21 protein-coding genes are annotated in these 26,207 nt (G+C 67.2%); 14 read left to right on the forward strand and 7 right to left on the reverse strand.

From position 1 onward, the window contains the following. Position 1: 1 nt before the first annotated feature. A complete protein-coding gene (locus tag AC4JJG_RS15825) occupies positions 2–514 on the forward strand; it encodes a winged helix-turn-helix transcriptional regulator (protein ID WP_495398499.1) in 513 nt (170 codons plus the stop codon). Positions 515–646: 132 nt separating this feature from the next. After that, positions 647–1,525 (forward strand): TIGR03619 family F420-dependent LLM class oxidoreductase, encoded by an 879-nt coding sequence (locus AC4JJG_RS15830; protein WP_495398498.1) that lies wholly within the window; start codon positions 647–649, stop codon positions 1,523–1,525. Here AC4JJG_RS15830 and AC4JJG_RS15835 read toward each other — a convergent pair whose 3' ends face one another. Further along, the gene (locus tag AC4JJG_RS15835) at positions 1,526–2,023 is read right to left on the reverse strand and encodes a GtrA family protein (RefSeq protein ID WP_495398497.1); all 498 of its coding nucleotides are present in this window, start codon (positions 2,021–2,023) and stop codon (positions 1,526–1,528) included. Between the two features lie 56 nt (positions 2,024–2,079). After that, positions 2,080–2,910 carry an aldo/keto reductase gene (locus AC4JJG_RS15840; RefSeq protein ID WP_495398496.1) on the reverse strand — a complete coding sequence of 277 codons (831 nt, stop codon included), beginning with the start codon at positions 2,908–2,910 and terminating at the stop codon, positions 2,080–2,082. Between the two features lie 123 nt (positions 2,911–3,033). Between AC4JJG_RS15840 and AC4JJG_RS15845 the strand changes: the two genes are divergently transcribed. The 8 genes from AC4JJG_RS15845 to AC4JJG_RS15880 all read left to right on the forward strand — a co-directional run bounded on the left by AC4JJG_RS15845 (position 3,034) and on the right by AC4JJG_RS15880 (position 12,598). Then, complete coding sequence (locus AC4JJG_RS15845) at positions 3,034–4,248, forward strand: alpha/beta hydrolase family protein (RefSeq protein WP_495398495.1); 1,215 nt, start codon at positions 3,034–3,036, stop codon at positions 4,246–4,248. A gap of 6 nt (positions 4,249–4,254) precedes the next feature. Continuing rightward, positions 4,255–5,814, forward strand: a complete 1,560-nt coding sequence (locus AC4JJG_RS15850; protein WP_495398494.1) for a phytoene desaturase family protein — start codon at positions 4,255–4,257, stop codon at positions 5,812–5,814. 148 nt (positions 5,815–5,962) lie between these two features. Then, positions 5,963–6,244, forward strand: a complete 282-nt coding sequence (locus AC4JJG_RS15855; protein ID WP_495398493.1) for a GIY-YIG nuclease family protein — start codon at positions 5,963–5,965, stop codon at positions 6,242–6,244. Between the two features lie 210 nt (positions 6,245–6,454). After that, positions 6,455–7,615, forward strand: a complete 1,161-nt coding sequence (locus AC4JJG_RS15860; protein ID WP_495398492.1) for an MFS transporter — start codon at positions 6,455–6,457, stop codon at positions 7,613–7,615. Between the two features lie 27 nt (positions 7,616–7,642). Further along, complete coding sequence (gene dprE1, locus AC4JJG_RS15865; RefSeq protein ID WP_495398491.1) at positions 7,643–9,067, forward strand: decaprenylphosphoryl-beta-D-ribose oxidase; 1,425 nt, start codon at positions 7,643–7,645, stop codon at positions 9,065–9,067. Between the two features lie 42 nt (positions 9,068–9,109). Beyond that, positions 9,110–9,871, forward strand: coding sequence for a decaprenylphospho-beta-D-erythro-pentofuranosid-2-ulose 2-reductase (dprE2, locus tag AC4JJG_RS15870; protein WP_495398490.1), 762 nt, complete (start codon positions 9,110–9,112; stop codon positions 9,869–9,871). A gap of 10 nt (positions 9,872–9,881) precedes the next feature. Next, a complete protein-coding gene (locus tag AC4JJG_RS15875) occupies positions 9,882–11,861 on the forward strand; it encodes a galactan 5-O-arabinofuranosyltransferase (protein ID WP_495398489.1) in 1,980 nt (659 codons plus the stop codon). After that, complete coding sequence (locus AC4JJG_RS15880; RefSeq protein ID WP_495398488.1) at positions 11,858–12,598, forward strand: MBL fold metallo-hydrolase; 741 nt, start codon at positions 11,858–11,860, stop codon at positions 12,596–12,598. Before AC4JJG_RS15875 ends, AC4JJG_RS15880 begins: the two co-directional genes overlap by 4 nt. Positions 12,599–12,778: 180 nt before the next feature. On the opposite strand, the gene AC4JJG_RS15885 is transcribed toward AC4JJG_RS15880, so the two are convergent. The 4 genes from AC4JJG_RS15885 to aroQ all read right to left on the reverse strand — a co-directional run bounded on the left by AC4JJG_RS15885 (position 12,779) and on the right by aroQ (position 15,032). Next, positions 12,779–13,105 carry an ArsR/SmtB family transcription factor gene (locus tag AC4JJG_RS15885; RefSeq protein WP_495398487.1) on the reverse strand — a complete coding sequence of 109 codons (327 nt, stop codon included), beginning with the start codon at positions 13,103–13,105 and terminating at the stop codon, positions 12,779–12,781. Beyond that, a complete protein-coding gene (locus AC4JJG_RS15890) occupies positions 13,098–13,547 on the reverse strand; it encodes an SRPBCC domain-containing protein (protein ID WP_495398486.1) in 450 nt (149 codons plus the stop codon). The genes AC4JJG_RS15885 and AC4JJG_RS15890 overlap by 8 nt, the downstream gene beginning before the upstream one ends. A 75-nt stretch (positions 13,548–13,622) precedes the next feature. Further along, complete coding sequence (locus AC4JJG_RS15895) at positions 13,623–14,576, reverse strand: DUF389 domain-containing protein (RefSeq protein ID WP_495398485.1); 954 nt, start codon at positions 14,574–14,576, stop codon at positions 13,623–13,625. A 6-nt stretch (positions 14,577–14,582) separates the two neighbouring features. Then, a complete protein-coding gene (gene aroQ, locus AC4JJG_RS15900) occupies positions 14,583–15,032 on the reverse strand; it encodes a type II 3-dehydroquinate dehydratase (RefSeq protein WP_495398484.1) in 450 nt (149 codons plus the stop codon). A 62-nt stretch (positions 15,033–15,094) separates the two neighbouring features. On the opposite strand from aroQ, the gene AC4JJG_RS15905 reads away from it, so the two are divergent. The 4 genes from AC4JJG_RS15905 to AC4JJG_RS15920 all read left to right on the forward strand — a co-directional run bounded on the left by AC4JJG_RS15905 (position 15,095) and on the right by AC4JJG_RS15920 (position 25,703). Beyond that, positions 15,095–18,409, forward strand: a complete 3,315-nt coding sequence (locus AC4JJG_RS15905) for an arabinosyltransferase domain-containing protein (RefSeq protein ID WP_495398483.1) — start codon at positions 15,095–15,097, stop codon at positions 18,407–18,409. Between the two features lie 2 nt (positions 18,410–18,411). Continuing rightward, positions 18,412–18,975: a nitroreductase family protein gene (locus tag AC4JJG_RS15910; protein WP_495398482.1), complete on the forward strand. Its 564-nt coding sequence runs from the start codon at positions 18,412–18,414 to the stop codon at positions 18,973–18,975. Positions 18,976–19,171: 196 nt separating this feature from the next. Next, positions 19,172–22,408, forward strand: a complete 3,237-nt coding sequence (locus AC4JJG_RS15915) for an arabinosyltransferase domain-containing protein (protein WP_495398481.1) — start codon at positions 19,172–19,174, stop codon at positions 22,406–22,408. Then, entirely contained in the window at positions 22,398–25,703 is a 3,306-nt protein-coding gene (locus AC4JJG_RS15920; RefSeq protein ID WP_495398480.1) for an arabinosyltransferase domain-containing protein, read from the forward strand. Before AC4JJG_RS15915 ends, AC4JJG_RS15920 begins: the two co-directional genes overlap by 11 nt. Here AC4JJG_RS15920 and AC4JJG_RS15925 read toward each other — a convergent pair. Next, positions 25,697–26,167, reverse strand: coding sequence for a GNAT family N-acetyltransferase (locus AC4JJG_RS15925; RefSeq protein WP_495399575.1), 471 nt, complete (start codon positions 26,165–26,167; stop codon positions 25,697–25,699). The two genes, AC4JJG_RS15920 and AC4JJG_RS15925, sit on opposite strands and share 7 nt — an antisense overlap. Positions 26,168–26,207: the final 40 nt, after the last annotated feature.

Here is a 26,207-nt window from a genome sequence, read left to right on the forward strand (position 1 = left end):
CATGGCTCTGGGATCGGGTTATGAACGGCAAGGATGCTTCCTCGCACGAGCACTGGAGGTCGTCGGCGAACGATGGACCTTGCTGATCGTGCGTGACTGCTTCTACGGTGTCCGCTATTTCAGCGACTTCCTCGCACATCTCGACATCTCACGAGCCGTGCTCACCGAACGCCTGGACACACTCGTCGGCGCGAGCGTGCTCGAACGCCATCCGGTCGGCCGCAGCGTCGAATACCGACTCACCGACGCGGGACTTGCCTTGTGGCCCATCATCTATTCTCTCGGCGTCTGGGGCGAGCGACATCTGCCCGGCGACCATCCCGGACGCCGGTTCAGTCACGTCACCTGCGGTACCGACATCGACGCCGCCGGACGCTGCCCGGCCTGTGGCGCGATCCCGCCCGTCGACGATCTCGTCGTCCGGCCGGCACCCGGACACAACTCCGCCCGCCGTGACGATCCGGTCGCCCGCGTCCTCCACGAACCACACCGCATGCTCACACCGGTTCCCTGACATCTGCGAGTTGGTTCCCGAGCTCGATACGCGCCGAGCGTAGCGAGGCTCCGTATCGAGATCACTCCTGGACAAAACTGAAACGTGTTCTACTCTGTGGTGAGCAGCGCCACCCGCGACCGGAGGAGCACGATGCGGTTCACCTTTGCCGAAGCCATGACGGATCCGAGCTACTACGCGCCGCTGGCGCAGGCGGCGGAGAAGGCCGGGTACGCGGGCTTCACCATCCCGGACTCGGTCGCCTACCCGTACGAGTCGGACTCCACCTACCCGTACACGCCGGACGGCAATCGGGAGTTCCTCGACGGCAAGGACTTCATCGAGACGTTCATCCAGGCCGCCGCGCTGGGTGCGGTGACCGAGACCATCCGCTTCACCCCGTTCGTTCTCAAGCTGCCGATCCGGCCTCCCGCCCTGGTGGCCAAGCAGGCCGCATCCGTTGCCTACCTGACGAATAACCGTCTGGCTCTCGGCGTGGGGACCAGCCCGTGGCCCGAGGACTACGAACTGATGGGCGTCGACTTCGCGCGCCGCGGCAAGCGGATGAACGAATGCATGGACATCATCCGCGGACTCACCACCGGGGAGTACTTCGAGTTCCACGGCGAGTTCTACGACATCGCGAAGACCCGGATGCTGCCCGCACCGACCGAACCGATCCCCCTGCTCGTCGGCGGGCACGCCGATCTCGCCCTGAAACGTGCGGTGGTGCGCGGCGACGGCTGGATGCACGGCGGCGGCCCGCCCGAGGAGCTCGACGCGCTGCTCGACAAGATCGCCGACATCCGCAAGGCCGAGGGCAAGGAGAACGATCCGTTCGAGATCCACGTGATCTCCATGGACGCCTACACCGTCGATGGCTGTAAGCGACTGGAGGACAAGGGCATCACCGACGTGATCGTCGGTTTCCGACTGCCCTACATCATGGGCCCCGACACCGAGCCGCTGCAGAAGAAGATCGATCACCTCAACTGGTACGGCGAGAACGTGATCGCGAAGGTCAATGGGTGATCAGCGGATCTTGAAGATCACCGCGCGCTGCACGACGAAATTGATGACCGTCGCGGTGCCCTGCGCGATGACGTAGGCGATCAGCGAATAGATGAAGCCACCCGGGAACAGGTGGACGAACAGGGCGTACAGGCCGACGTTCACCGCGAAGGTGACCAGATAGAGCACCACCACCGCGGCGAAGCGCGCAGCGCTGGGCTCGGCGCGGAAGGTCCAGCGGCGGTTGATCAGGTAGGCCGTGGTGGTGCCCACGATGAACCCGATCGCCTTGGCCAGCCACGGCGCCAGACCCACCACATCCTGCAGCAGGATCGTGAGACCGAAATCGAGGATGCCGGAGCCCGCACCGGTGATGACGAACCGGATCAGCTGCGTTTTCAGGTCGACATTCGTCGACGCTTCCTCATCGTCGAGGGGCAGCTCCAGCGGCATCGGCGCATGCCGGGTGCGGAAGTCCTCGTGATGGCGCTTGTCCTCATCGGGATCGGGTCGTGACACGCTGCCACCCTAGTCCGCCGACCACCGTGGCCTCAGCTCACCTGGTCACGCAGCCCTCAGAACTCCTCGTCGATATCCGAATCCCGGGCGGCGGCCTCGCCGCGATCGAGGGTGGCGAGGGCAGCCATGTCGTCGGGTTCGAGCACGAAGTCGAACAGGTCGGCGTTCTCCATCTGACGCCCCAGATGCGACGACTTCGGGATCACGCCGATGCCGTTCTGCACCGCCCAGCGCAACGCGATCTGCGTCGGCGACTTCCCGTACCTGCGGGCCAGCTCGATGATGGTCTTCTCGCTGAGCAACCCGTCCTTGCGTCCGGTCGGCCGCCAGGCCTGCGCGTGAATCCCCTTGTCGGTCATGAACTCGCGCAACTCGGTCCGGGCATACGCGGGTGAGCATTGGATCTGATTCACCGACGGCCAGCGTCCGGTCGCGTCGAACAGCATCTGTAGATGATGTTCACGGAAGTTCGACACACCCGCGGTGCGGATGAACCCTTCGTCGAGCAGCGTCAGCAGGGCTTTCCAGGACTCGACGGTGCGGCCCAGCGTCGGGCACGGCCAGTGGATCAGATACACGTCGAGGCGCGGGACGCCGAGCCTACGGGCACTTTCCTTGGCTGCGTTGATGGCCTCGTCGTAGCCCTGGTCGCCGCCGCCGAGTTTGGTCTGGATCACGATGTCGGACACCGGAACACCCGACTCGGCGATCCCCATCCCGGTGCTGAGTTCGTTGCTGTACCTGGTCGCGGTGTCGACCAATCGATAGCCCGCCCGGATCGCCGACGACACGGCGGACACATTCGGCCTGCCCAACATCCCCGAAGTGCCCAAACCGACCAGGGGAATCGATAGACCGTTGTTCAACTCCACTGTTGGGGTGTCCACAAAGCCACCATAAGTCGAGGCTGCGGAATTTCGCTCGTCTTGTTGTCTTCGTTACCCCAATGGATGAAACGGGATGGCCGATTCGGCGCGGGGCTTTTTGCGGCTGGTCTACTCTCGGGATTCATGAGGTCCCGCATCCGTAGCCGGTCGTGGCGGGGTGGTGTGGCCGCGGCCGCGCTCGCCGCAGCGCTGATCGTCGGCACCGGGGCCGCCGCCGCCGCGCCCGAAAGCACCGGCCGTCCGAATTGGTCGGGCCTCGACGTACGCGACTACCGGGGACCGATTCCCTCGCGGCCCGGAACCCTCATGGCGCAGGTGCCGCTGGCACCGTCGCTGTCGCTACCGGGCGCGGCCCGCGCCCTTCGTATCCAGTATTCGACGCCAAACCAGCACGGCCGCATGGCATCCAGCACCGGCGCGGTCTTCATCCCCGCCGGCACGCCACCGCGGGGCGGGTGGCCGGTGATCGCCTGGGCGCACGGCACCACCGGCCTCGGCGACTCGTGCACGCCGTCGGCCCAGCCGCGCAGCGACCGGGACCGCGCCTACCTCGGACACTGGCTCCGGCAGGGCTACGCCGTCGTCGCCACCGACTATGTCGGACTGGGTACTCCGGGCCTGATGAGCTACCTCAACGGTGCATCCGAAGCTCATTCCATCGTCGACTCGGTGAAAGCCGCGCAGCAGTTGGGACTGCCGCTGTCGACGAAGTGGGCGATCGTCGGGCAGTCGCAGGGCGCGGGGGCCGCACTCAACGGTGCGCGTCGTGCCACCGATCTGTCGCGCGGTTCCGGACTCGACTACCGGGGCGTGGTGGCCACCGGGGCGCCCGCGAACATCGAACAGATCATCGCCCTCGGTGGGCCGACATTCCCTCCGGTCACCTTGCCCGCCGGGCTCAACACCTACGCCACCTACATTCTCGCCGGCTTCATCGACGCCCGGCCGGATCTCCGACCGCAGCGCGTACTCAGTCCGGTCGGTGAACGGATCGTCGCGCAGGCCCGTCAGCTCTGCTACCCGGAGATGCGAGCACTGATGAGCGGACGCGATCTCCGCTCACTGTTCCGAGCACCGATCGCGTCGATCCCGGGTATCCGCCCGGCGCTCGTCCAGTACATGGGCACGCCGTTCGCCGGCTACGACCGGCCGATCTTCCTCGGCCAGGGACTCCTCGACACCGATGTGCCCGCCCCGTCGGCGTTGTCGCTCTACGCGCAGATGCGGGCCGCGGGCCAGTCCGTCGATCTGCATGTCTATCCGACGCAGGACCATTCGGGCACCGTCTTGGCGTCGATGCCCGATTCCACGCCCTTCCTCCGGCGACTACTGCGGTAATCATCGATGACCGGTCATGGGTTCGGCGCCGATCACTTCGATGACATCATCATCGGCGCCGGTCACAACGGCCTGACCGCGGCCGCCTACCTGGCACAGGCCGGACGCTCGGTGCTCGTGCTCGAGCGGGCCGATCACGTTGGTGGGGCGTCGGTGTCGGCGATCCCCTTCCCCGGAATGCCCGCGCGTTTGTCGCGCTTCTCGTATCTCGTCTCCCTGATGCCGCGGCGCGTCATCGCCGATCTCGGACTCGACATCCGCCTGATCCGACGCCGCTTCTCCTCCTTCACACCGCTGCCGTCCGACCCGTCGCGCGGCATTCTCGTGGACGCCGAGGACGATATCGTCACCGCCGAATCATTCTGGCGGGCAACCGGATCGGATGACGCATTCGGCGCATGGGAGGACTTCTACGGACGTGCACAGGGCATCGCCGAGCGGATCTTCGCCACCATGACGGAACCGCTCCGAGCCGTCGGCGACCTCTCCGGCCTCCTCGCCGGCGACGAGGCCGCCGCGGAACTGTTCTCGATGCTCACCACACGGCCCCTGGGCGACATCATCTCGGAGTGGTTCGACGACGACGTGGTGCGCGGCATCGTCGCCACCGACGGCCTGATCGGCACGTTCGCCGACCTCACCGAACCCTCACTGCGACAGAACATCTGCTTCCTCTATCACGTGATCGGTGGCGGCACGGGTGACTGGGATGTGCCCGTCGGGGGCATGGGCGCCGTCTCGGGTGCGCTCTACCAGGCCGCGTCCGCCGCCGGCGCCGAGGTCCACACCGGGATTCGGCTCATCGGTGTGGACCCGGACGACGGCACGGTCGAGACGGATCGCGGCACCGTCACGGGGAGGATGATCTACGCCGCCTGTGCGCCACAGATCATCAATCACTACCTCGACGACCCCATCGCCACCGAAAATGACACGCGCGGTGCGCAACTCAAGATCAACCTGCTCCTGGACCGCCTACCGCATCTGCTCGATCCATCGGTATCCCCCGAGGCCGCGTTCTCCGGGACGCTACACATCAACGAGACCTACGATCAGCTCCAGACCGCCTGGCGGCAGGCCGATCACGGCGTGATGCCCGAACTGCCGCCATGCGAGATCTACTGCCACACATTGTCCGACCGATCCATCCTCGGGCCGGAACTCGACGGCAAACACACCCTGACATTGTTCGGCTTGCACACCCCACCGGAGGTCTTCGACGAGCCGGGCGCCGTGGAGCATGCGGTGGGCGCAACCCTGGCGTCGGTGAATTCGATTCTGGCCGAGCCGATCCAGAACGTCATCGCCCACGACGCGAACGGTAATCCGTGCATCGAGATCAAGACGCCTCAGGACCTCGAGGAGACGCTCTGGATGCCCGGCGGTAACATCTTTCACCGCAGCCTGCAGTGGCCGTGGGCGGAGTCCGGTGACGAGGTCGGCGCCTGGGGTGTCGAGACCCGACATCCTCGCCTCCTGCTGTGCGGTGCCGGCGCCCGCCGGGGCGGTGGGGTCAGTGGAATCCCCGGTCACAATGCCGCGGCGAAGACGCTGAGCGAGGAGTGACTCCTTCGGCCTCGACCCACGCTGATCGCGCAGCCTTCTCGCTGATCGAGTAATCGGTGAGCGCAGCGAGCCGATGTATCGAGATCCCCCTGTGGATAACCCTGTGCTGCCGGCTGAGTCGGACATAGACGTGACCGATAGTCGGACCGTGAACGCATATGTCTACATCCTCGAATGCGCCGACGGGAGCTTCTACGTCGGCAGCACCCGCGACATCGAGGCACGGGTCGAGCAGCATTCGAGTGGGACCGGCGCGCGGTATACACGCACCCGCCGGCCGGTGCGGCTCGTCTATCACCGTGAGTTCGAGTCCGTTGCCGAGGCTTTCGCAATGGAGAAGCGCATCCAGGGCTGGTCGCGTGCCAAGAGACTCGCGCTCATCGAGGGGCGCTTCGGCGATCTGCCGCGGTTGTCGCGTAAGAGGTGGTGAGCGCGGGGATCTCGATACGCTGCCTCGCCTGGCGGCTCGGCAGCTACTCGATCAGCGGAGGAAGGTCTCGATCAACGGGGCGCACTTCCGCTGATCGAGTAATCGGTGAGCGTTCGATCAACGGGGCGCACTTCCGCTGATCGAGTAATCGGTGAGCGCAGCGAGCCGATGTATCGAGATCATCCCGCCGTACCGGTAGCGTCACTGCCCGTGACCAACCGATCGGCCGTATGGCCGTTGTACGCAGCCGGTTTCACCACCGCGTTCGGCGCGCACGGCATCGCCGCGAATCTCGGTGGCGAAACGGTCGGCATCGGCGGTTCGCTGCTGTATCTCGGGCTGCTGCTGGCCCTGTACGACGGCGCCGAAGTACTCCTCAAACCGATCTTCGGCACACTGGCCGACCGGATCGGCGCGCGACCGGTGCTGCTCGGCGGACTGATCGGCTTCGCTCTCGCGTCGGCGGTCTTCGTACTCGTCGACGATCCGTCGTGGCTGTGGCTCGCCCGTCTCGGACAGGGCGCGGCGGCCTCGGCGTTCTCCCCCTCGGCGAGTGCGCTCGTGGCGCGCATGACACCGAAGACCAAGCACGGCAAGGCATTCGGCACATACGGGTTCTACAAGAGCATCGGGTACACCCTCGGACCGCTGGTCGGCGGCGCCATCGTGTGGGCAGGCGGGTTGCGCACCTTGTTCATCGTGATGGCGGTCCTGGCGCTGGTGGTCGCGGTGTGGGCGTTCATCGCGGTGCCGCATCTCGCGCCGCTGCCACGGCGGCGTCAGACCGTCGTCGATCTGGCCCGGCGGCTGTCCGAGGGCAGCTTCCTACGGCCCACCACTGCACTCGCACTGTCGACCGCGGCGCTGTCCGTCGGCGTCGGGTTCCTGCCCGTCTCGGGTGCCGCGGCCGGACTCGGCCCGGTCGCCACCGGCGCAGCAGTCTCGGTCCTCGCCCTGTGTGCCGCGATCGCCCAGCCGTGGGCGGGCCGCGCACTCGACGCGGGACGGCTCACCGCGGGGCACGGCGTCGCCGCCGGTCTCGCTCTGACCGGCCTGGGCTTCGCCGGTGCGATGCTCCCCGGGATCGTCGGAGTGCTCGTGGCCGCCGTCCTGGTCGGCATCGGGACCGGTCTGATCACGCCACTGGCCTTTGCCACCCTGGCCGGTTCCACCGAGGAGGGCCGGCTCGGACAGACGATGGGTGCCGCCGAACTGGGCCGCGAGCTCGGCGATGCGGGCGGTCCGCTGTTCGTGGCGAGCTGTGCCGCAGTGGCCACCCTGACCGTCGGCTACGGCGCCCTCGCCGCAGTCATGATTATCGCGGCACCGGTTCTGATCCGCGGAAAAATGAGCTCATCGAACGAGTCGTGATCGGCGGGACAGGTACCCTCATGGGCGATGTCTACTCCAGAGTTGCTGCCGATCACGACCCGCAAGCTCGTGGGCTGGTCCCGCACCACACCGATCACCGGGCACGTCCTGTCCTCGCCGTATCCCGAGGTCATCGCGGAGGCCGTGGCCCGCGTGGCCGACGACAACGCCGACAAGCCCGATCACCTCAAACGCGGCGTGATCGCCCGTGGCCTGGGCCGCTCCTATAACGAGTCCGCCCAGAACACCGGCGGTCTGACCGTCGACATGACGCAGCTCCAGCGCATCTACGCCATCGATCCCGAGACCGCGACCGTCGACCTCGACGCGGGTGTCTCGCTCGACCAGCTGATGCAGGCGGCCCTGCCGTACGGCCTGTGGGTTCCGGTGCTCCCGGGTACCCGCCAAGTGACCATCGGCGGCGCCATCGCCCACGACATCCACGGCAAGAATCACCACAGCCAGGGCTCCTTCGGCAATCACGTCGTCGAGATGCAGCTACTGGTCGCCGACGGTCGCATCCTCACGCTCACCCCGGACGGTTCCGGCGACGATCCGGATGCCTCCCTGTTCTGGGCGACCGTCGCGGGCATCGGCCTCACCGGCATCATCCTGCGCGCGAAGATCCAGATGAAGCGCACCGAGAGCGCCTACTTCATCGCGGACACCGCGCAGACGAACTCCCTGCAGGAGACGATCGACCTGCACCTCGAGGACGGTTTCGAGGATGGATACGAGTACGCGTCGGGCTGGTTCGACACCATCAGCGCGCCGCCGAAGCTCGGTCGCGGCACCTTCTCCCGCGGCAATCTCGCCCGCCTCGACGAACTGCCCGCGAAGTATCAGAAGGATCCGCTGAGCTTCAACAACAAACCGCTCATCAGCTTCCCCGACGTCTTCCCGCGCGGGCTGGCCAACAAGCTGAGCTTCTCGGTCGTCGGCGAGGGCTACTACCGCATGGGCCCGCCCAGCGAGGGCAAGGTCAAGAATTTGGCGCAGTTCTATCACATGCTCGACGTCTTCGGTGACTGGAACAACGCCTACGGCCGCGGTGGCGGGTTCGCGCAGTACCAGTTCATCGTTCCGACCGGGAACGAGACCGAGTTCATCAAACTCATCGAGGACATTCAGGCCTCGGGTCACGTCAGCTTCCTCAATGTGATCAAGCTGTTCGGCGACGGCAACAAGGCGCCGCTCTCCTTCCCGTTCAAGGGCTGGAACGTCTGCCTCGACTTCCCCATCAAGAAGGGGCTCGCGGAGTTCCTCAACGATCTGGACCGTCGGGTGATGGCCATGGGCGGACGCCTCTACACCGCCAAGGACTCCCGGACGTCGGCGGAGAACTTCCACGCCATGTATCCCCGGCTCGGCGAGTGGACCGCGGTGCGCCGCGCCATCGACCCCACCGGCGTCTTCATGTCCGACATGGGCCGCCGCCTCGAACTCGTCTGAGCCTGAACTCGCCTGATACCCAACCGAAAGCGACTACCTCACATGATCAACGCCGTCGGCGCCCCCCAGTCCATCCTCATCCTGGGCGGCAGTTCCGAGATCGGTCTGGCCATCGCCTCCGAGTACCTGCGCCGTGGACCGGCTCGCGTGGTCCTGGCGACCGTGCCCGGCGATCCGACCGCCGCCGCCGCACAGGAGAAGATGAAGCAGGCGGGCGCGAGCAGCGTCGAACTCATCGACTTCGACGCATTGGCCCCCGAGACTCATCCGGCCGTCATCGACAAGGCCTTCGCCGGCGGTGACATCGACATCGCCATCGTGGCGTTCGGTATCCAGCCCGACGACGAGAAGGCCTGGCAGGATCAGAAGACCGCGGTCACCGAGGTCGGAATCAATTACACCGCAGCGGTGTCCGTCGGTGTGCTGCTCGGCGAGAAGCTGAAGGCGCAGGGCTCCGGACAGATCATCGCGATGAGTTCGGTCGCCGGCGAGCGCGTGCGTCGCAGCAACTTCGTCTACGGCTCCACCAAGGCCGGTCTCGACGGCTTCTACCTCGGCCTCGGTGAGGCGTTGCGGCCCTTCGGTGTTCGCGTCCTCGTCGTACGTCCCGGGCAGGTTCGTACGCGTCTCTCCGCGCACGTCGACGAGGCCCCGCTGACCATCGAGAAGGAAGACGTCGGGCGCCTCGCCGTCGCGGCCGCCGACAAGGGCAAGGAAATCGTCTGGGCGCCCGGACCGTTCCGCTTCATCATGATGATCCTGCGCCATATCCCGCGGCCGATCTTCCGCAAGCTCCCGATCTGATCCCGCTCCCGTGACTGACTCGCCACCGTCCACCGCCTCACCGGTCGCGCGGCCATCGGCTGCACGTCGGCACGTACGTGATCTCGCCTGGCTGATCGTCGGCGCCGTTCTGGCGGCTGTCGTCTCGGTCGTCGGGCTCACCGTCATCGATGCCGTCGACTGGCCGGCGTTCAACTCCTCCAACGTGACTCGCGCGGTCACCACGGTCGGGCAGGTCGCCGCGATCATCGTGATGGTCGTCGCGGTGATCCTGTACCGGTACCGGCGCGCGCTCCGCACGGTGAATGTTCTCGCCGTCGCGGCGACCGCCGGCCTGGTGACGGTGACGCTCGGGTTGCCCCTCGGCGCCACGAAGCTCTACTTGTTCGGGCTCTCCGTCGACCAGCAGTTCCGCACCGAGTATCTGACGCGCCTCACCAGCAGCCCGCGGCTCGCGGACATGACCTATCTGGATCTGCCGCCGTTCTATCCGGCCGGCTGGTTCTGGCCCGGTGGACGCTACGCCGCGCTGGCCGGACTACCGGGCTGGGAGGCCTACAAGCCATGGGCGATCATCTCGATGTCGGTCGCCGCCGCCATCGGTGTGCTCCTGTGGAATCGGATGGTCGGACCGGATCGCGGTATCGCGATCGGCCTCGCGATTACCGTTCTCACCCTGATGTTCGCATCGCCGGAACCCTATGCCGCCGTGTTGATTCTGGCCGGTACTCCGATGCTGATCCCGCTGCTGCACGCGTTGCGCGGACGGTCGCGGGCCGCCGACGGACCGGTGGGCGGAATCCGTTCCGGCACGGCGTGGGCGGCGGTCATCGCCTCGGGTGTGTTCATCGGTATCAGTGGGATCTCCTACACGCTGTACACCGGCCTGTTCGCCCTCACGGCGGTCCTCATGGCCCTCTATCTCGCGGTGCAGGCGTGGATCGCCCCCACCAACAAGGCCGTCCCGGACAAGGTCGTGTCGAAGGCCCGGTGGAGTGTCATCGGCGCGATCGCCGCACGCCTCGTCGCCGTGGGCGCCATCTCCGGTCTCGTCTCACTGATCGTGTGGGCGCCGTACCTGTGGGCACGCGCCACCAACGAACCCGCGAGTGGCGGAACGGCCGAACACTATCTGCCCGAACGCGGTTCGATCCTTCCGCTGCCGTTCTTCCAGTTCACGCTGATGGGGCTGCTCACCTTCGTGGGGCTGCTCTGGATTCTGCTGCGCTTCCGGCAGCGGACCATCGCACTCGCGCTGGGCACGACCGTCGTGGCCGTCTACCTGATGTGCCTGTTGTCGATGACGGGCACCGCCATCGGCAGCACGCTGCTGTCGTTCCGCCTCGATCCGGCCCTCAACGCCGTCCTCGCAGCCGCGGGCGTCCTCGGCCTCGCCGACATCTCGCGCTGGCTGGTCAGTCGTTTCGGTGACGTGCGCTTCGCCATCGGCGCGGTGTGCACGGTCGCGGGAATCGCGATGGCGCAGGGTGTTCCCGGCTTCCTGGCCACCGAGATCACCACCGCCTATACCGACACCGACGGCCACGGCGAACGCGCCGACCGCCGTCCGCCGGGTGCCGAATCGTATTTCCCCGAGATCGACCGGCTCGTCCACCAGCAGACCGGCCGCGCCGCGACCGACAACGTGGTCCTCACCGCCGACTACGGATTCCTGTCGATCTACCCGTACTGGGGCTTCCAGGGACTCACCTCGCATTACGCGAACCCGTTGGCGGAGTTCGACAAACGCGCCAAGACCATCGAGGACTGGTCGACGCTGACCACCCCCGACGAACTGGTCACCGCCCTCGACCGAGCACCCTGGAAGCCGCCGAACGTCTTCCTGTTCCGGTACAGCGCCGACGGCTATTCCCTGCGTCTGGCCGAGGACGTGTACCCGAACGATCCGAACGTCAAGCGCTACACCGTGACCTTCGATCGCGCGGTCTTCGACGACCCGCGCTTCATCGTCACCGAGGTCGGACCGTTCGTCCTGGTGGTACGGCGATGATCATCTCGTCCGTACCCACCGGTTCGTCCACGGCTCATCTGGTGCACACCGAGGTCTCGAATTGGATTGTGCTGGAAGAGGGCTCGGACCTCACGCTCATCGACGGCGGCTATCCGGGGCAGGCGCGCGCGGTGGTCGAGTCGATCCGCCAGATCGGCTACCGTCCCGAGGACATCCGGGGTGCGCTGCTCACGCATGCGCACGTCGATCACCTCGGCGGTCTGGTCTCCCTGCATGAGAAGTACGACTTCCCCGTGTACATGGACCCCATCGAGGTCGCGCATGCCCGCCGGGAACTGCTACAGCAGGCGGGCCCCACCGACATCCTGCCGATCGCGTACCAACCACGGGTTCTGCGCTGGCTGGCACGGGTGGCACCGCTGGGCGTGCTGAGCCGCAAGGGGATCGACGACGCCCAGGCCTTCCCGGAGAAACTCGACCTGCCCGGGCGGCCGATGCCCGTCGCCGCACACGGCCACACCGACGGCCACAGCGCCTATCTCGTCGCCGACGGCGGGGCACTGGTCTCCGGCGACGCCCTCATCAGCGGCCATCCGATCTCCTCGATCCATGGTCCGCAATGCACGTCGAACGCCTTCCAGCACGACGTCGCGGCCGCCCGCGCCTCCGTCGAGTCCTTCACAACGCTCGACGCGACCACGCTCTTCCCCGGCCACGGCCCGCGCCACGACGGCCCGGTCGCCGACGCCGCCCGCCGCGCGCTCGAGGTGTCCTGAGGCGCTTGGTCTCGATACGGCGGCTCGCTGCGCTCGCGGCCTACTCGACCAGCGTGGGGACAACGGCAGCCAACTCGACCAGCGTGGGGACGCTCTCGCTGATCGAGGGCTCCGTTACCTCGCTGATCGAGTAGCTGACGAGCCGCCAGGCGAGGCAGCGTATCGAGATCCCCGCTGCGCCTACTCGTCGGCCTCGGCGGCCGATTTGATGCGATCCAGGCGACGATCCCAGCCACGGGCGATGGCGTCGAGGCGGCGGGCGAGCTGACTGAGTCGCGCACCGACCGGTTCGTAGCGCACCTCGCGGCCGACCTTCGTCGCCTCGACGAGGCCGACATCCTCCAGCACGCGAAGATGTTTCGCGATCGCCTGCCGGCTGATCGGCAGACCGTCGGCGAGGGTCGAGGCCGACGCGGGGGCCGACGACAGCGCCACCAGGATCTGCCAGCGGCTGTCGTCGGCGAGCGCCGCGAAGATGTCGATGGGCGCAGCAAGGGATTCAGGCACGGCTGGCCGATTCCGCGAGATGTGAAGCAGCGAGCTCCAATTCGAGAGTCCACCCCTCGCTGTGGTCGTCGAAACGGGAGCGTCGATTCACCTCCGGTTCGTCGAGGGAGGCGAAGCCGCTCTCGGTGACGTGCAGGAGGGTGCCGGATTCCGCCGGGGTCAGCCGGAATTCGACGAGGGTGGAGGAACTGTCCAGATCGTCGGCGTCGATATGCCAGCGGTAGGCCACGTACGTGGGCTCGTCAAGGGTGATGATCCGGAAAGCGAAACGTCCGTGCGTCGGATCCTCGATGTAAGCGATGTCGCCGTCGCGTTCGACGCGATGCTCGGCGATCTCGTTGTCGTTGACGAACCAGCCCGGTTCACTGACCAGCCCCCACACCCGCTCCACGGGTGCGTCGATGGTGATTTCCCGGTCGATCCGGTCGAAGTCGAGTGTCATGATGTCGCCTTTCGCGTGATGGATTGATCTGATGTGCAACCCCATAGTTGCACATCCATCACCTTTATGGCAACCCTACAGTTGCACATCGCGATAGCGGGCCACCCGCCTGCGCTCGAACGGCTTCCACAGTCGGCGTTGGACATACAGCGTCAGCCAGCCCGCCACGATCATCGCGGCCAGGTTCATCAGCAACTGCAGGACCGAGCCGCGTACCTCCGTCCACTGCCCGAATGCCATGCCCAGACCGATGTTGCTGGCGGCGGGAATCGTCGTCACCGAGATGAACACCCCGGACAGCGCCGACGCCCTCGACGAGGTGATCGAGAGGATGCCGGCCACCGCGGCGAGCAGCGCGACGATGAACGACCACCGGTCGGGGGTATAGATGAACGCGGTGTCCGGATGCAGCACCAGATCCTCACGATGCACCCAGCCGATACCGCGCATCAGCAGAGACAAGAGAAAAGTCACCACGATCGCCACCACGAACCCGACGATCAGGGTGCGAATCGCGTTGCCCAGCAGGTTCCATCGACGCATCACCAGTGCGACACCGATCGCGGCGATCGCGCCGAATTCCGGACCCAGCACCATCGCACCGATGGTGAGGATCTGCGAGTCGAGCACGATGCCGATGGCCGCCAGCACGGTCGCCAGGATGATGAAGCCGAGGTAGGTGAAATTGAGCTCCGACTCCAGGTACGCGCGCGTGGCCACCTGCGGCCATACCACGGCGTCGGAGCCGAATCCCGGCGCCCGATGCTCGGCCTCCAGCGCGTGCCTGGAGAGATAGGTGTCGACTTCCTCGATGCGTACCGAACCCTCGACGGGCACCTGGAGTGCACGAAGTTCCTGGATCAGGTCGGTCACCGCTTCGCGGGCGATGTCGAGGACCACGATGTCACCGGGCGGCTTCACCGATGCCCCGCGCATCACACCGACGGCACTGACGGCCTCGTCGTCGCACACGAGCTCAAGAATGTCCTCGGTCTTGTCCGGGGTCGTCGAGATCTCGATATGCAGCACGCGATATCACCCGAGGAGGTCGGCCAGTCTGCGGATCGCGAACTCGTAGCCGCGAATGCCGTAACCGGCGATCACCCCCGACGCGATCGGCGAGACGTAGGAATGATGCCGGAACTCCTCCCGGCGATGCACATTGCTGATGTGCACCTCCATGATCGGGACCTCGGGCACCACCAGCGCATCGGCCAGCGCGACCGATGTGTGCGTCCAGCCGCCGGGGTTGATGACGATGCCGCTGACCCGGCCGCGGGCCTCGTGAATCCAGTCGATCATCTGGCCTTCGTGATTGGTCTGCTCCGCACGTAAACCCAATCCGAGCTCCGCCGCGGTGCGCTCGGCGAGGTCGACCACGTCGGCGAGGGTGTCCGATCCATAGACGTCAGGCTCACGAACCCCGAGCGTGTTGAGATTCGGACCATTGAGCAACAGGACCGGTGGGCGCTCGGATTCCGACATGTCTGTCAGCGTAATCCAGCGTCGGTCCGACGCCCGGAACGCAACCATTACCATGTGTCTTTGTGCCTGCGCAGACGGTTCGGCGAGCCAGGATCGCCGCCATCATCACGGGTCTGCTGGGCTTTGTCATGGCTCTGGCGACCCCCTTCATGCCGGTCCAGCAGACGACCGCGCAGATCTCGTGGCCGCAGGACGGCCGCATCGGTTCCGTCGCCGCGCCACTGATCAGTTACGTACCCATCGACCTGCAGGCATCGGTGCCCTGCTCAGCCATCGAGCAGCTGGGCGACGGAGAATCCACCCTGCTGTCGACGACACCGCGGCAGGCCGAGAAGTCGCCGGAACGCGGACTGTTCATCCGGAAGACCGGTCAGCCCGGCGATCCCGCCGACCGGCAGACCGTCGAGGTCGTGAACCGCAACCTGCCGCTCGTCTCCGCGACGCTGGCCCAGATCCGCGAACAACAGTGCCGCGAGATCGTCGTGCACGCCGATTCGGATGCGGTGACCGCCGAGTTCGTCGGCATGCACAACGACAAGGACGAGCCGCTGACCGGCACGACCGCCGACCGCGAACTGATCGACCCCGATCAGCGGCCCCAGGTCACCGGACTGTTCACCGATCTGTCCGGTCCGGCCGCCGACATGCCCGGCCTCCGCGCGCACGCCACCATCGACTCCCGGTATTCCACCGCACCGACCATCCTCAAGTGGATCGTCCTGATCGTCGGCATCGTGTGCACAGTGCTGTCACTGATGGCGCTGGCCGCGCTCGACTCCACCGACGGCCGGCGTCATCGCCGGTTCCTGCCCGCACGGTGGTGGCGGCTCAACGCCCGCGACTACGTCGTCATCGGGCTGCTGGTCGTCTGGCATTTCGTGGGCCCCAACACCTCCGACGACGGTTATCTGCTGACCATGTCGCGGGTGGCCCAGCACGCGCAGTACACCGCTAACTACTTCCGGTGGTACGGCGCGCCGGAAGCGCCCTTCGGCTGGTACTACGAGATCTTCGGCCTCCTCGGCCACGTCAGTCTGGCCAGCCCGTGGATGCGCCTGCCCGCTCTGCTCTGCGGGATCGGCGTCTGGCTCATCGTCAGCCATGAGGTCCTGCCCCGGCTCGGCCGTGCCGCGATCACCCGCCCGGCGGTCGGCTGGACCGCCGCCTTCGTGTTCCTGGCATCCTGGTTCCCGTTCAACAACGGGCTGCGCCCGGAGCCGATCATCTGCCTGGGCGCCCTGCTGACCTGGTGTTCGGTGGAGCGGGCCATCGCAACCGGGCGTCTCCTGCCCGCGGCGGTCGCCTGCCTCTTCGGTGCGTTCAGCCTCGCCGCAGGACCCACCGGGCTCCTGGCCGTCGCGGCGCTGATCGCGGGAGCGCGGCCGATGATCCTGGCGCTGGTGAAGCGCGCCAAGGTGATCGGTGGCGGGCGATGGGCCTACGTCGCCCTGATCGCCCCGATTCTGGCCGCCGGAACCTTCGTGATCTTCGTGGTGTTCTCGAACCTGACGCTGACGTCCTTCCTCGACGCATCGTCGATGAAGACCGCGCTCGGGCCGTCGCTGCACTGGTACAACGAGATCGACCGCTATTCGTCGCTGTTCGAGTTCTCCGCGAACGGCTCGATCGCGCGACGCTTCGCCGTACTCGCGATGATCCTCGGCCTGGTCGTCTCGGCGGCCATGCTCATCCGCCGCAACCGGATTCCCGGTACCGCGCTCGGACCGTCTCGCCGCATCGTCGCGATCACCTTCGCGTCGCTGGTGTTCCTGATGTTCACCCCCACCAAATGGACCCACCATTTCGGGGTATTCGCCGGACTCGCCGCCGCCCTGGCCGCCATCGCGGCGATCGCGGCCAGCGACGCGGTGATGCAGTCCCGGCGCAACCGGACCCTGTTCGCGGCGCTCGTCCTGTTCACCGCAGGCCTGGCATTCACCGCACCGAACTCCTTCTTCTACTCGTCGGCGTGGGGGATGCCGTGGGGTGTCACGCAGGTGAGCATCGGCATGTCGCTGGCCAACCTGTTCCTCTACGCCTCCCTGCTGTTGTTGTTGCTGGCCCTGTGGTTCCACTTCCGCGAGCCCTTCACCGACGCCTCGGCGCCGCCCGCCGCCCGATCACACGAGCAGTGGTACCAGCGCCTGTGGCGGCCACTCGCCGCGGCACCGCTGGCCTGGGTCTCCGCGGGCATCGTCATCTTCCTGGTGATCACCGCGGTCTTCGCGGGCATCCAGCAGAGCGACTCCTACTCGGTACCCCGCTCCAACCTGGAAGCCCTGTCCGGCAAGGAATGCGGCATGGCCGACAAGGTGTGGGTGGAATCCGATCCGAGCCGATTCCAGCTGACACCGGTCGACGGGTCGATCGCCGACCCGCTCTCCGGACCCACTGTGGCACCGGAGGATTCGGCCCGCTCCGCCACCTCCGGCTTCACCGCCAACGGCGTCCCCTTCGACCTGGACACCACCGCCAGCGAAGGATCCCTCGGCGTACTGGCCGGCGTCGCGGCCGCATCCCCGGACGTGCTGACCGCCAACACCGGTGGCACCGGCGGCGGCCGGTCGTCGACGGCGGGCGTCAACGGCAGCTTCGCCCGCCTCCCGTTCTTCCTCGATCCGGCGAAGACCCCGGTCATGGGCAGCTACTCGACCACCGATCAGGTGCCCGCCCGACTCACCTCCGCCTGGTACGCGTTGCCGTCGGACTTCCGCGATCAGCCACTGCTGACCTTCTCGGTGGCAGGCCTCTTCGACAACCCGAACCTGTTGCTGGAGTACACCATCGACCCGGTCGAGCCGGGCACCCGTGACGATTCGCTGAAGGCCACGGGCAGCACCGAGATGATCGACCCCGGCCCACGCCCGTCGTGGCGCAATGTGCGGGTCACCACGTCGTCGTTGCCGAAGGACGCCACCGCGGTGCGGATCGTCGCCGTGGACGAGAATCTGACGACGGACCGCTTCATCGTGGTCACGCCGCCGCGCCTACCGAAGATGCAGACCCTGCAGGAGGTCGTCGGCCGCGAGGCTCCGACACACGTGGACTGGACCTCGGGTCTGGTGTTCCCCTGCCAGCGTCCGTTCAACCATCGTGACGGCGTGGCCGAGATCCCCAAGTGGCGCATCAAGCCGGGCGCCGACCTCGCCGCCGCCGTGTCCGCATGGCAGGACTCCTTCGGTGGCGGACCGCTCGGCTGGCTCGAGGTGTCGCAGCGCGCCACCGCGATGGCCACCTACCTGCAGGGCGACATCGGCCGCGACTGGGGCTCCCTGGAGCGCTACACGCCGTACGGCGACGTCACCACCCTCGCGGACCTGGAGATCGGCAAGGCCACCCGCAGCGGGCTGTGGAGTCCCGCACCCATCCGGTACTGACGATGACCGACTGCACGCCGGACGGCCGCCGACACCCGGTGCTGGCGGCGCGGTACAGCAGTCACCGATTCGATCCTCGACGTGCCGTCAGTGAGGGCGAGGTCGACGCACTACTGGACGCCGCGCGCTGGGCCCCGTCCGCGGGCAACTCCCAGCCGTGGGGATTCTTTGTCGCACATCGTGGTTCGGCCGATCACGCAGTCGTTTCCCAACGGCTGGCCGGCAGTTCGCGACGCTGGGCCGCCGACGCGGGATTACTGATCGTGACCGCCGCGTATCGTCGCGTCGACGGTGACCCGTCGATGCCCTACTCCGAGTTCGCCGACTACGACCTCGGCCAGGCCGTCGCGCATCTGACCATTCAGGCACAGGTTCTCGGATTGTCGTGCCACCAGTTCCGAGCCTTCGATCTCGACGGGCTCACCGACGACCTGCACCCACGGCCGGGGTGGGACATCGTCTCCATGATCGCCGTCGGCCACGCCCTCGACGAGACCGACGACAACCGGGAACGCCTGTCGGTGACGGATATCCGCACCCGCCCCTGGGGAGCGCCCGGCGGATAGTCCCGCCGCGAGAGTCCACAGCCGTGGACCGCGCTGACAGCGGAGCATTACGCGCTCACCTTTTCCGTCTCTGCTCACTCAACCGGGTGAGCAGAAACGGAATAGGTGAGCGGCTCACCGGCGGGCGCCGGGGTACCCGATACCATCGGAGACCGTGTCCGAGCCCGCTGCCACGCCCCCTGCCACAGGGGCGACCATGACCCGCACCATCGCCGTCATCGCGGGACTGCTCGGCGTCGTCCTGTGCGGAATCACCCCGCTCCTGCCGGTGAAGGCAACCGATGCGTCGTTCAGCTGGCCGCAGGATCAGCAGCTGAGCGCCGAGTCGTCGTCGATCGTGGCTCCATTGATCGCCCAGACCCCGGCGGACCTGCAGATCCGCATCCCGTGCTCGGTGCTCGCCACTCTCCCCGACGACGCCGGGCGCATCCTGGCGACGATGCCCTCGGGCGCGAAGAACGCGAGCAGCAGCGCACTCGTCGTCACCGCCGGACGGGACACGATCAGCGTGTCCTTCCGCAACACCCTGGCCGCGAGCGCCCCACGCGACCGCCTCGGCGACTGCCGGACCCTGCACATCTGGGCGACGCCCGCCGAGGCGGGCGCACAGTTCGAGGGAATCGGTCCGGCGGGCACCCTGCCACCGCAGAAACGCCCACAGGTCGACGGCATCTTCTCGACGCTGAGCACCGACCAGGTGCGGGCGGCCGCGGCCGCCGGACTGCGAGCCGACGTCACCATCGACAACCGCTACGTCAGCTCACCGACGATCCTCAAGCTCATCGTGATGATCCTCGGGGTCATCGCCGTCCTCGTCTCGCTGTTCGCGCTGTTCCTCCTCGACCGGGGTCATGGCCACCACCGGCGTGTCGGCGACCGTCGCACGCTCGCACGCTCACTCATCCCGAGACCCACCGACATCGCGGTCACCGCCGTGCTCCTGGTGTGGACGTTCATCGGCGCCGGAACCGCCGACGACGGCTACATCCTCACCATGGGCCGCGCCGCCGACGCGTCCGGCTACCTCGCGAACTACTACCGCTTCTACGGCATCCCCGAAGCGCCGTTCGACTGGTACTACAGCTTCCTCGCCCACTGGTCGTCGATCTCGCCGTCGATCCTGTGGATGCACATCCCGCCGCTGGTGGCCGGCCTCGTCTCCTGGTACATCCTGAGCCGGATTCTGCTGCCGCGACTCGGCCCCGGCATCAGGAGCAACGCCTGGGCCATCTGGGCGGCCGCTCTCACCTTCCTGGCGTTCTGGCTGCCGTTCAACAGCGGCCTCCGCAGCGAACCGATCATCGTGCTCGGCTCGTTGCTCACGTGGTGGGCCGCCGAACGGGCGATCGCGACACATCGACTACTGCCCGCCGCTGTCGCGGCCATCACCGCGGGATTCACGCTCGCCCTGGCGCCGCACGGGATCATCGCCGTCGCGATCCTCATCGTGTCGGCGCGGCCCATGCTGCGCGTACTGCTGGTTCGTCGCCGACAGACCGGCACACTGCCGCTGGTGGCGCCGCTACTCGCCGCCGGCATGCTGGTGCTGATCCTGGTCTTCCGCGACCAGACCCTGGCCACGGTCGTCGAGGCGATGAAGATCCGCTATCAGGTCGGCCCGGTGATCAGCTGGCATCAGGAGTACATGCGGTATTACTTCCTGTCCGTGGTCACCGACGACGGTGCCCTCACGCGTCGCGTCCCGGTGCTGCTGGTCTTCGCCGGATTGATCGTCACCGTGGCGGTGATGTTGCGCCGCAACCGTATTCGCGGCATCAATCCCGGTCCGACGTGGCGCCTGATCGGTTCCATCGGCGTGACGCTGCTGTTCCTGGTGTTCACCCCGACGAAGTGGACGATCCAGTTCGGGATCTTCGCCGGACTGGGTGCGGCGATCGCCGCCACCGCCACACTCGCCGTCGCGCAGTCGGCGGCCCGCTCGCCGCGAAACCTGACCGTCTTCATGTCCGGCCTATTCTTCGCACTCGCCGCGGCCACTGCGGGCTACAACGCGTGGCCGTTCGTCTACGACTACGGGATCTCCTGGTTCGACCGTGCCCCGGTGCTCGCGGGCAAACCGGTGTCGACGATGTTCCTCGTGCTCGCCGTCGTCACCGCGGCAGTCGCGGTCTGGCAGCACCTGCGCCTCGACTATGTGCAGGGCACGGAGCGCACCGGACGTAAGCGCCGGGCATTCGCGTCCTCGCCGATCGCGATCGTCGCGGCGCTCATGGTCATCGCCGAACTCCTGCTGTTCGCAAAGGCGGCCGTCGCACGACAGCCCGCGATCACCGTGCTGTCGGAGAACCTGAACACGTTGCGCGGCAACCACTGCGGTATGGCCGACGAGGTTCTCGTGGAACAGGATCCGAACGCCGGGATGTTGGCGCCCGCGCGCGGTGGATCGGCCACGGACGCGCTGCGTGGCGACAAACCCGTCGGCTTCACCCCCGACGGCATCCCCGGTGACCTGTCCCCCGAACCCGGCAGCCAGCGACCCGGTCAGATGAATGTATCGGCCAGCGTCGCGCGGCCGTTCGCGATCACCGGCGGACTGGGCGCGGGCACCACCGGCGGCACCGGCCCCCGGACCGTCAATGGCTCGACGGCCGCACTGCCTTTCGGCCTCGATCCGGCGAAGACCCCGGTACTGGGCAGCTACGGTTTCGGCGGCGAGGCACGACTCACCACCTCCTGGTACCAGCTACCCGCCCGTAACGCCTCACCACTGCTCGTGTTCAGCACCGCGGGCGCGGTGTCCACCATCGACACCTTCGGGGTGCGCAACTTCGGTCAGCGTCTGGCCGTGCAGTTCGGAAAGCCGGGCCCGAACGGCGATTTCGAGCAGCTCGGCCCCGACGTGCTGCCCATCGATCCGGGACCGGTCATCACGAACCGACCGTGGCGCAATCTTCGCGTGCCGATGTCCGCCGCACCTCCGGCCGCGACGGCGATGCGATTGTCGTTGCAGGACAACAACCTCGGGCAGTATCAGTTCATCGGGATCACCCCGCCGCGAGCACCGAAGCTGCAGACACTCCAGGAAGTCGTCGGCGAGAACGCTCCGTCGCTGATCGACTTCTCGGTGGCCGCACACTTCCCGTGCCAGCGGGCACTCCGGATCACCAACGGTGTCGCGGAGGTCCCGCGCTGGCGCATCCTCCCCGACTATCCGCTGACCAATTCGCAGTCGAAGACCTGGCAGGCCGGAGTGGACGGCGGCTTGCTGTCGATCTCCGAATCAACGACGTCGGCAAAGGCTGTACCGACGTATCTCAAGGACGACTGGGCGCGGGATTGGGGTGCGCTGGAACGACTCACACCGCTCGTACCCGATGCCGCCGCGGTACGGGTGAGCACACAGGAGGCCACGCGGTGGGGATGGTCGCGAACCGGATCGATCAGGGTGGAGCCGCAATCCGATGACGACTGACACTCCGATGGCAACCAGCAGGACGCGCCGCACCCGTATCGCGCAGATCGTCGCGGTGGTGGCGGGGCTTCTCGGTTTTGTGATGGCACTGATCACGCCGCTTCTGCCGGTGAATCAGACCACCGCGGAACTGAATTGGCCGCAGCAGAAGACCAGCGGGCCGAATCTTGATGTCGCCGCACCGCTGGTGTCGTTCGTGCCGGTCGACATGGACGTCTCGGTGCCCTGCTCGCTGGCGCGTGACCTTCCCCGGGACGGCGGTCTGCTGCTGTCCACCATCCCCGAGGGCGGTCAGGATGCGGCCGCGCGTGCGCTGATGATTCGGGCCACCGACGAATCACTGGTCGTGACCGACCGCGACGTCGTCATCCTCACCACGGATCGTGCTGCGGCACAGGCGAACCCGGATTGCCGGATCGAGTTCTCGGCCGACGGAACCGGTGCACGCGGCCGGATCGTCGGCGTCGGCGGCGACGGACTGCTCACCTTCACCGTCGCCGATCATGAGATGCGCCCGCAGATCGTCGGCGTGTACTCCGATCTGCCCGCCGACGTATCGCGTGACGGACTCCGTCTGCACGCCACCATCGACACCCGTTATGTCAGCACACCCACGCCGCTGAAGGTCGCCGTGATCGTCGTCGGCATCGTGATGACGCTGCTGTCGCTCATCGCGCTCGGCGTGCTCGACCACCGGGACGGCCGCGGACACAAGCGATTCCTGCCCGCGGGCTGGTGGACCATCCGTGGTCCGGATGTCGCGGTCTTCGCGATTCTGGCGTTCTGGTGGTTCGCCGGGGCGAACACCTCCGACGACGGCTACAACTTCGTCGTCGGCCGCATCACCGGTGATGCGGGATACGCCGACAACTACTTCCGCTACTTCGGCGTCCCGCAGGATCCGTTCGGCTGGCATTTCCAGGTCATCTCCGCGATGAGTCATGTGAGTCTCGCGGCTCCGTGGATGCGACTGCCCGCGTTCCTGCTCGGGCTGCTGGGCTGGTGGCTGCTCAGCCGCGAGGTGATCCCCCGTCTCGGTCGCGCGGTGCGCAATTCGACCCCCGCGGTGTGGTCGGCGGCGTTCGTCTTCCTCGCGATCTGGTTGCCGTTCAACAACGGTCTGCGTCCCGAGCCGGCCGAGGCCGTCGGCGCGCTGCTCACCTGGTGCTGCGCGGAACGCGCCATCGCCACGCGCCGGATGCTCCCCTACGCGATCGCGGTGATCGTCGCCGCCTTCACCCTGGCGCTCGCACCCGGTGGCCTGATGGCCGTCGCTGCGCTTCTCGCCGGGATCCGGCCGGTGATCAAGACCATCGTCCGTCGCCGGGCCGAGATCGGGCTGCTGCCCATGGTGATGCCGATCCTCGCGGCGGGAACCGCCGTGCTCTACCAGATCTTCTTCGACCAGCCTCTGATGGCGCTCGTCGCGGGCAACAAGGTCGCCACCGACGTCGGCCCCACACTCGAATGGTGGGAAGAGCCGATCCGCTACTACTACCTGTTGCTGCCGACCGCCGACGGCACCCTGGCGCGCCGCTACGGCATCCTGATGATGATCCTGTGCCTGGTGGTCGTCCTGCTGCGACTGCTGCGCCGCGAGCATCCGAACGGTATTGCCCGGGCACCGATCTGGCGGTTGATCGCGGTCATGCTCGGCACCATGTTCTTCATCGCGTTCACGCCGACCAAGTGGACGCACCACTTCGGTGTCTACGCGGGCATCGCCGCCGCCCTCGCCGCCGCGGCGGGCGCAATGATGGCCCCCGCGATCCTTCGCTCGCGCCGCAATCGGACCTTCTTCGCCGCCGCGGTGCTCGCTGTCACCGCCATCGCCTTCGCCGGTCCCAACGGCTGGTGGTTCGTCGGCGGCTACGGCATCCCGTGGTGGGATCGTCCGCCGGCGATCGCCGGTATCCGCCTGGGCTGGGTGATCATGGCGCTCGCCGTCGCGACCGCACTCGTCGGCCTGTGGTTCCACTTCCGCGACGACTTCGTCGGCGAACGGACCCGTACCGGCCGTACCTCCGGTCTGCTGTCCAAGCTGAAGTTCTCTCCGCTGCCGGTGATCTCGGCGCTCATGGTGCTGTTCATGGTGGCCTCCTTCGCCAAGGCCGCCTACGAGCAGCGGGACAGTTGGTCGTGGCTGAACTCGAACGCGCGCGCCATCGCGGGCAATCCCTGCGCGCTCGCGAACGACGTTCTGGTGGAAGCGGATCCGAATACCGGTCTGCTACAACCCGCACGCCTCGGCAATCGGCCCGCCCCCTCCGCCGGAGCCACGCTCGCGGGTTCACCCCCGTCGGCCGGTTTCACTCCGGAAGGCGTTCCGTCGAAGCTCTCCGTCGATGCGACCGTCGAGGACTCGTCGACGGCGTCCGCCCAGAACACCGCCCAATCCGGTGCGGGCGCAGACGAATCCACTGCCAACAGCTCGTCCGCTCAGGGCGGCACCGGCGGAGGCCGGGGTACGCGCGGCATCAACGGGTCGACCGTTGCGCTGCCGTTCGGTCTCGATCCGGCCCGGGCCCCGGTGCTCGGCAGCTACGGCTCACCGACCGGGACCGGTTCGCTGACCACCGGCTGGTACGGCTTGCCCGCTCGCAGCGACGACGCACCCCTGCTGACGATGGCTGTCGCCGGTTCGGTGGAGGCCGTCGACGGCATCGGTGTGGTCCACGCGGGTCAGAAGGTGACCGTCCAGTTCGGCCGTACCGCGCCGGACGGCAGCGTACGACCCGTCGGCCGGATGTCACCCATCGACATCGGCAAGGCCCCGATCTGGCGTAATCTCCGTTTCCCGCTGGCGGATGCGCCGCCGCGGGCCGACGTGGTGCGCGTGGAGGTCCAGGACACCGCGGGCGCGCCGTCGGAATGGGTGGCGATCACCCCGCCTCGGGTGACTCCGCTGCGCACCCTGAATGATGTTGTCGGACGGACCGATCCGGTGTTCATCGACTGGCTGCCCGGATTCGTCTTCCCCTGCCAGCGGCCGATGCGGGTGAGCAACGGTGTTCTGGAGGTGCCGCGCTGGCGCATCCTGCCCGACGAGGAGGCGACCCGGAAGAACAGCCAGACCTGGATGTCCGGTACCGCGGGCGGTCCCCTCGGCATCACCGAGGCGATGCTCACCCCGACGCTGCTGCCCACCTACCTGCGCAACAACTGGGGCCGTGACTGGGGTGGCCTGCAACGCTTCACCGAGATCAATCCGGCTCCGCCCGCGCAGCTGGAGATCGGCACCGCGACCCGGTCCGGCTTGTTCGATCCGGCTCCCCTCCGGTCGAGCGGCTACTGATCGAGCTCGCGGATGTAGCACAGCATCCGATAGTCGGTGCCGGGTTCGATGTTCACGAAGTGATGCCGCTCGTAGGAGCGCCGGGTGTCGGTGTCGACCTCGTCGACATTGATGTGGATCTCGCCGCCCCCGCGGGCCCGTACCTCCGCGATCATGCGTTCGAGCAGGGCGGTGCCGATCCCCTGATCGCGGAGCGCCGGCACCACGTACAGCTCATCGAGCACCGCGAGCGGACCGTCGCAGTAGATCGTCGGCCGCAGCGTGACCAGGGCGTATCCCGTCGGCTGTGCGGCATCGCCGGCGAACAGGACGAATGCCGCCGGATCAGCCAGCAGCGCACGGTAACGGCGTTCGAGCACCTCGGTCGGAGGTGTCGGCGAGTCGAATTCCTGGTCGAACTCGACCTGTAGGCGCGCGGCGGTCGCCGCGTCCCCCGGTTGTGCGAGCACGATCTGCACGGCCATCTCCCGATCTCCCATCGTTCAGACTATCGCCAAAGGTCGC

This window comes from Gordonia sp. B8661-1 (genome assembly GCF_059427765.1).

Coding starts and splice junctions, on each gene's coding strand:
- AC4JJG_RS15825 (WP_495398499.1), top strand. CDS start 2: ATGGCTCTGGGATCGGGTTATGAACGGCAAGGATGCTTCCTCGCACGA.
- AC4JJG_RS15830 (WP_495398498.1), top strand. CDS start 647: ATGCGGTTCACCTTTGCCGAAGCCATGACGGATCCGAGCTACTACGCG.
- AC4JJG_RS15845 (WP_495398495.1), top strand. CDS start 3,034: ATGAGGTCCCGCATCCGTAGCCGGTCGTGGCGGGGTGGTGTGGCCGCG.
- AC4JJG_RS15850 (WP_495398494.1), top strand. CDS start 4,255: ATGACCGGTCATGGGTTCGGCGCCGATCACTTCGATGACATCATCATC.
- dprE1 (WP_495398491.1), top strand. CDS start 7,643: ATGTCTACTCCAGAGTTGCTGCCGATCACGACCCGCAAGCTCGTGGGC.
- dprE2 (WP_495398490.1), top strand. CDS start 9,110: ATGATCAACGCCGTCGGCGCCCCCCAGTCCATCCTCATCCTGGGCGGC.
- AC4JJG_RS15880 (WP_495398488.1), top strand. CDS start 11,858: ATGATCATCTCGTCCGTACCCACCGGTTCGTCCACGGCTCATCTGGTG.
- AC4JJG_RS15890 (WP_495398486.1), bottom strand. CDS start 13,547: ATGACACTCGACTTCGACCGGATCGACCGGGAAATCACCATCGACGCA.
- aroQ (WP_495398484.1), bottom strand. CDS start 15,032: ATGTCGGAATCCGAGCGCCCACCGGTCCTGTTGCTCAATGGTCCGAAT.
- AC4JJG_RS15910 (WP_495398482.1), top strand. CDS start 18,412: ATGACCGACTGCACGCCGGACGGCCGCCGACACCCGGTGCTGGCGGCG.
- AC4JJG_RS15915 (WP_495398481.1), top strand. CDS start 19,172: ATGACCCGCACCATCGCCGTCATCGCGGGACTGCTCGGCGTCGTCCTG.
- AC4JJG_RS15920 (WP_495398480.1), top strand. CDS start 22,398: ATGACGACTGACACTCCGATGGCAACCAGCAGGACGCGCCGCACCCGT.
- AC4JJG_RS15925 (WP_495399575.1), bottom strand. CDS start 26,167: ATGGCCGTGCAGATCGTGCTCGCACAACCGGGGGACGCGGCGACCGCC.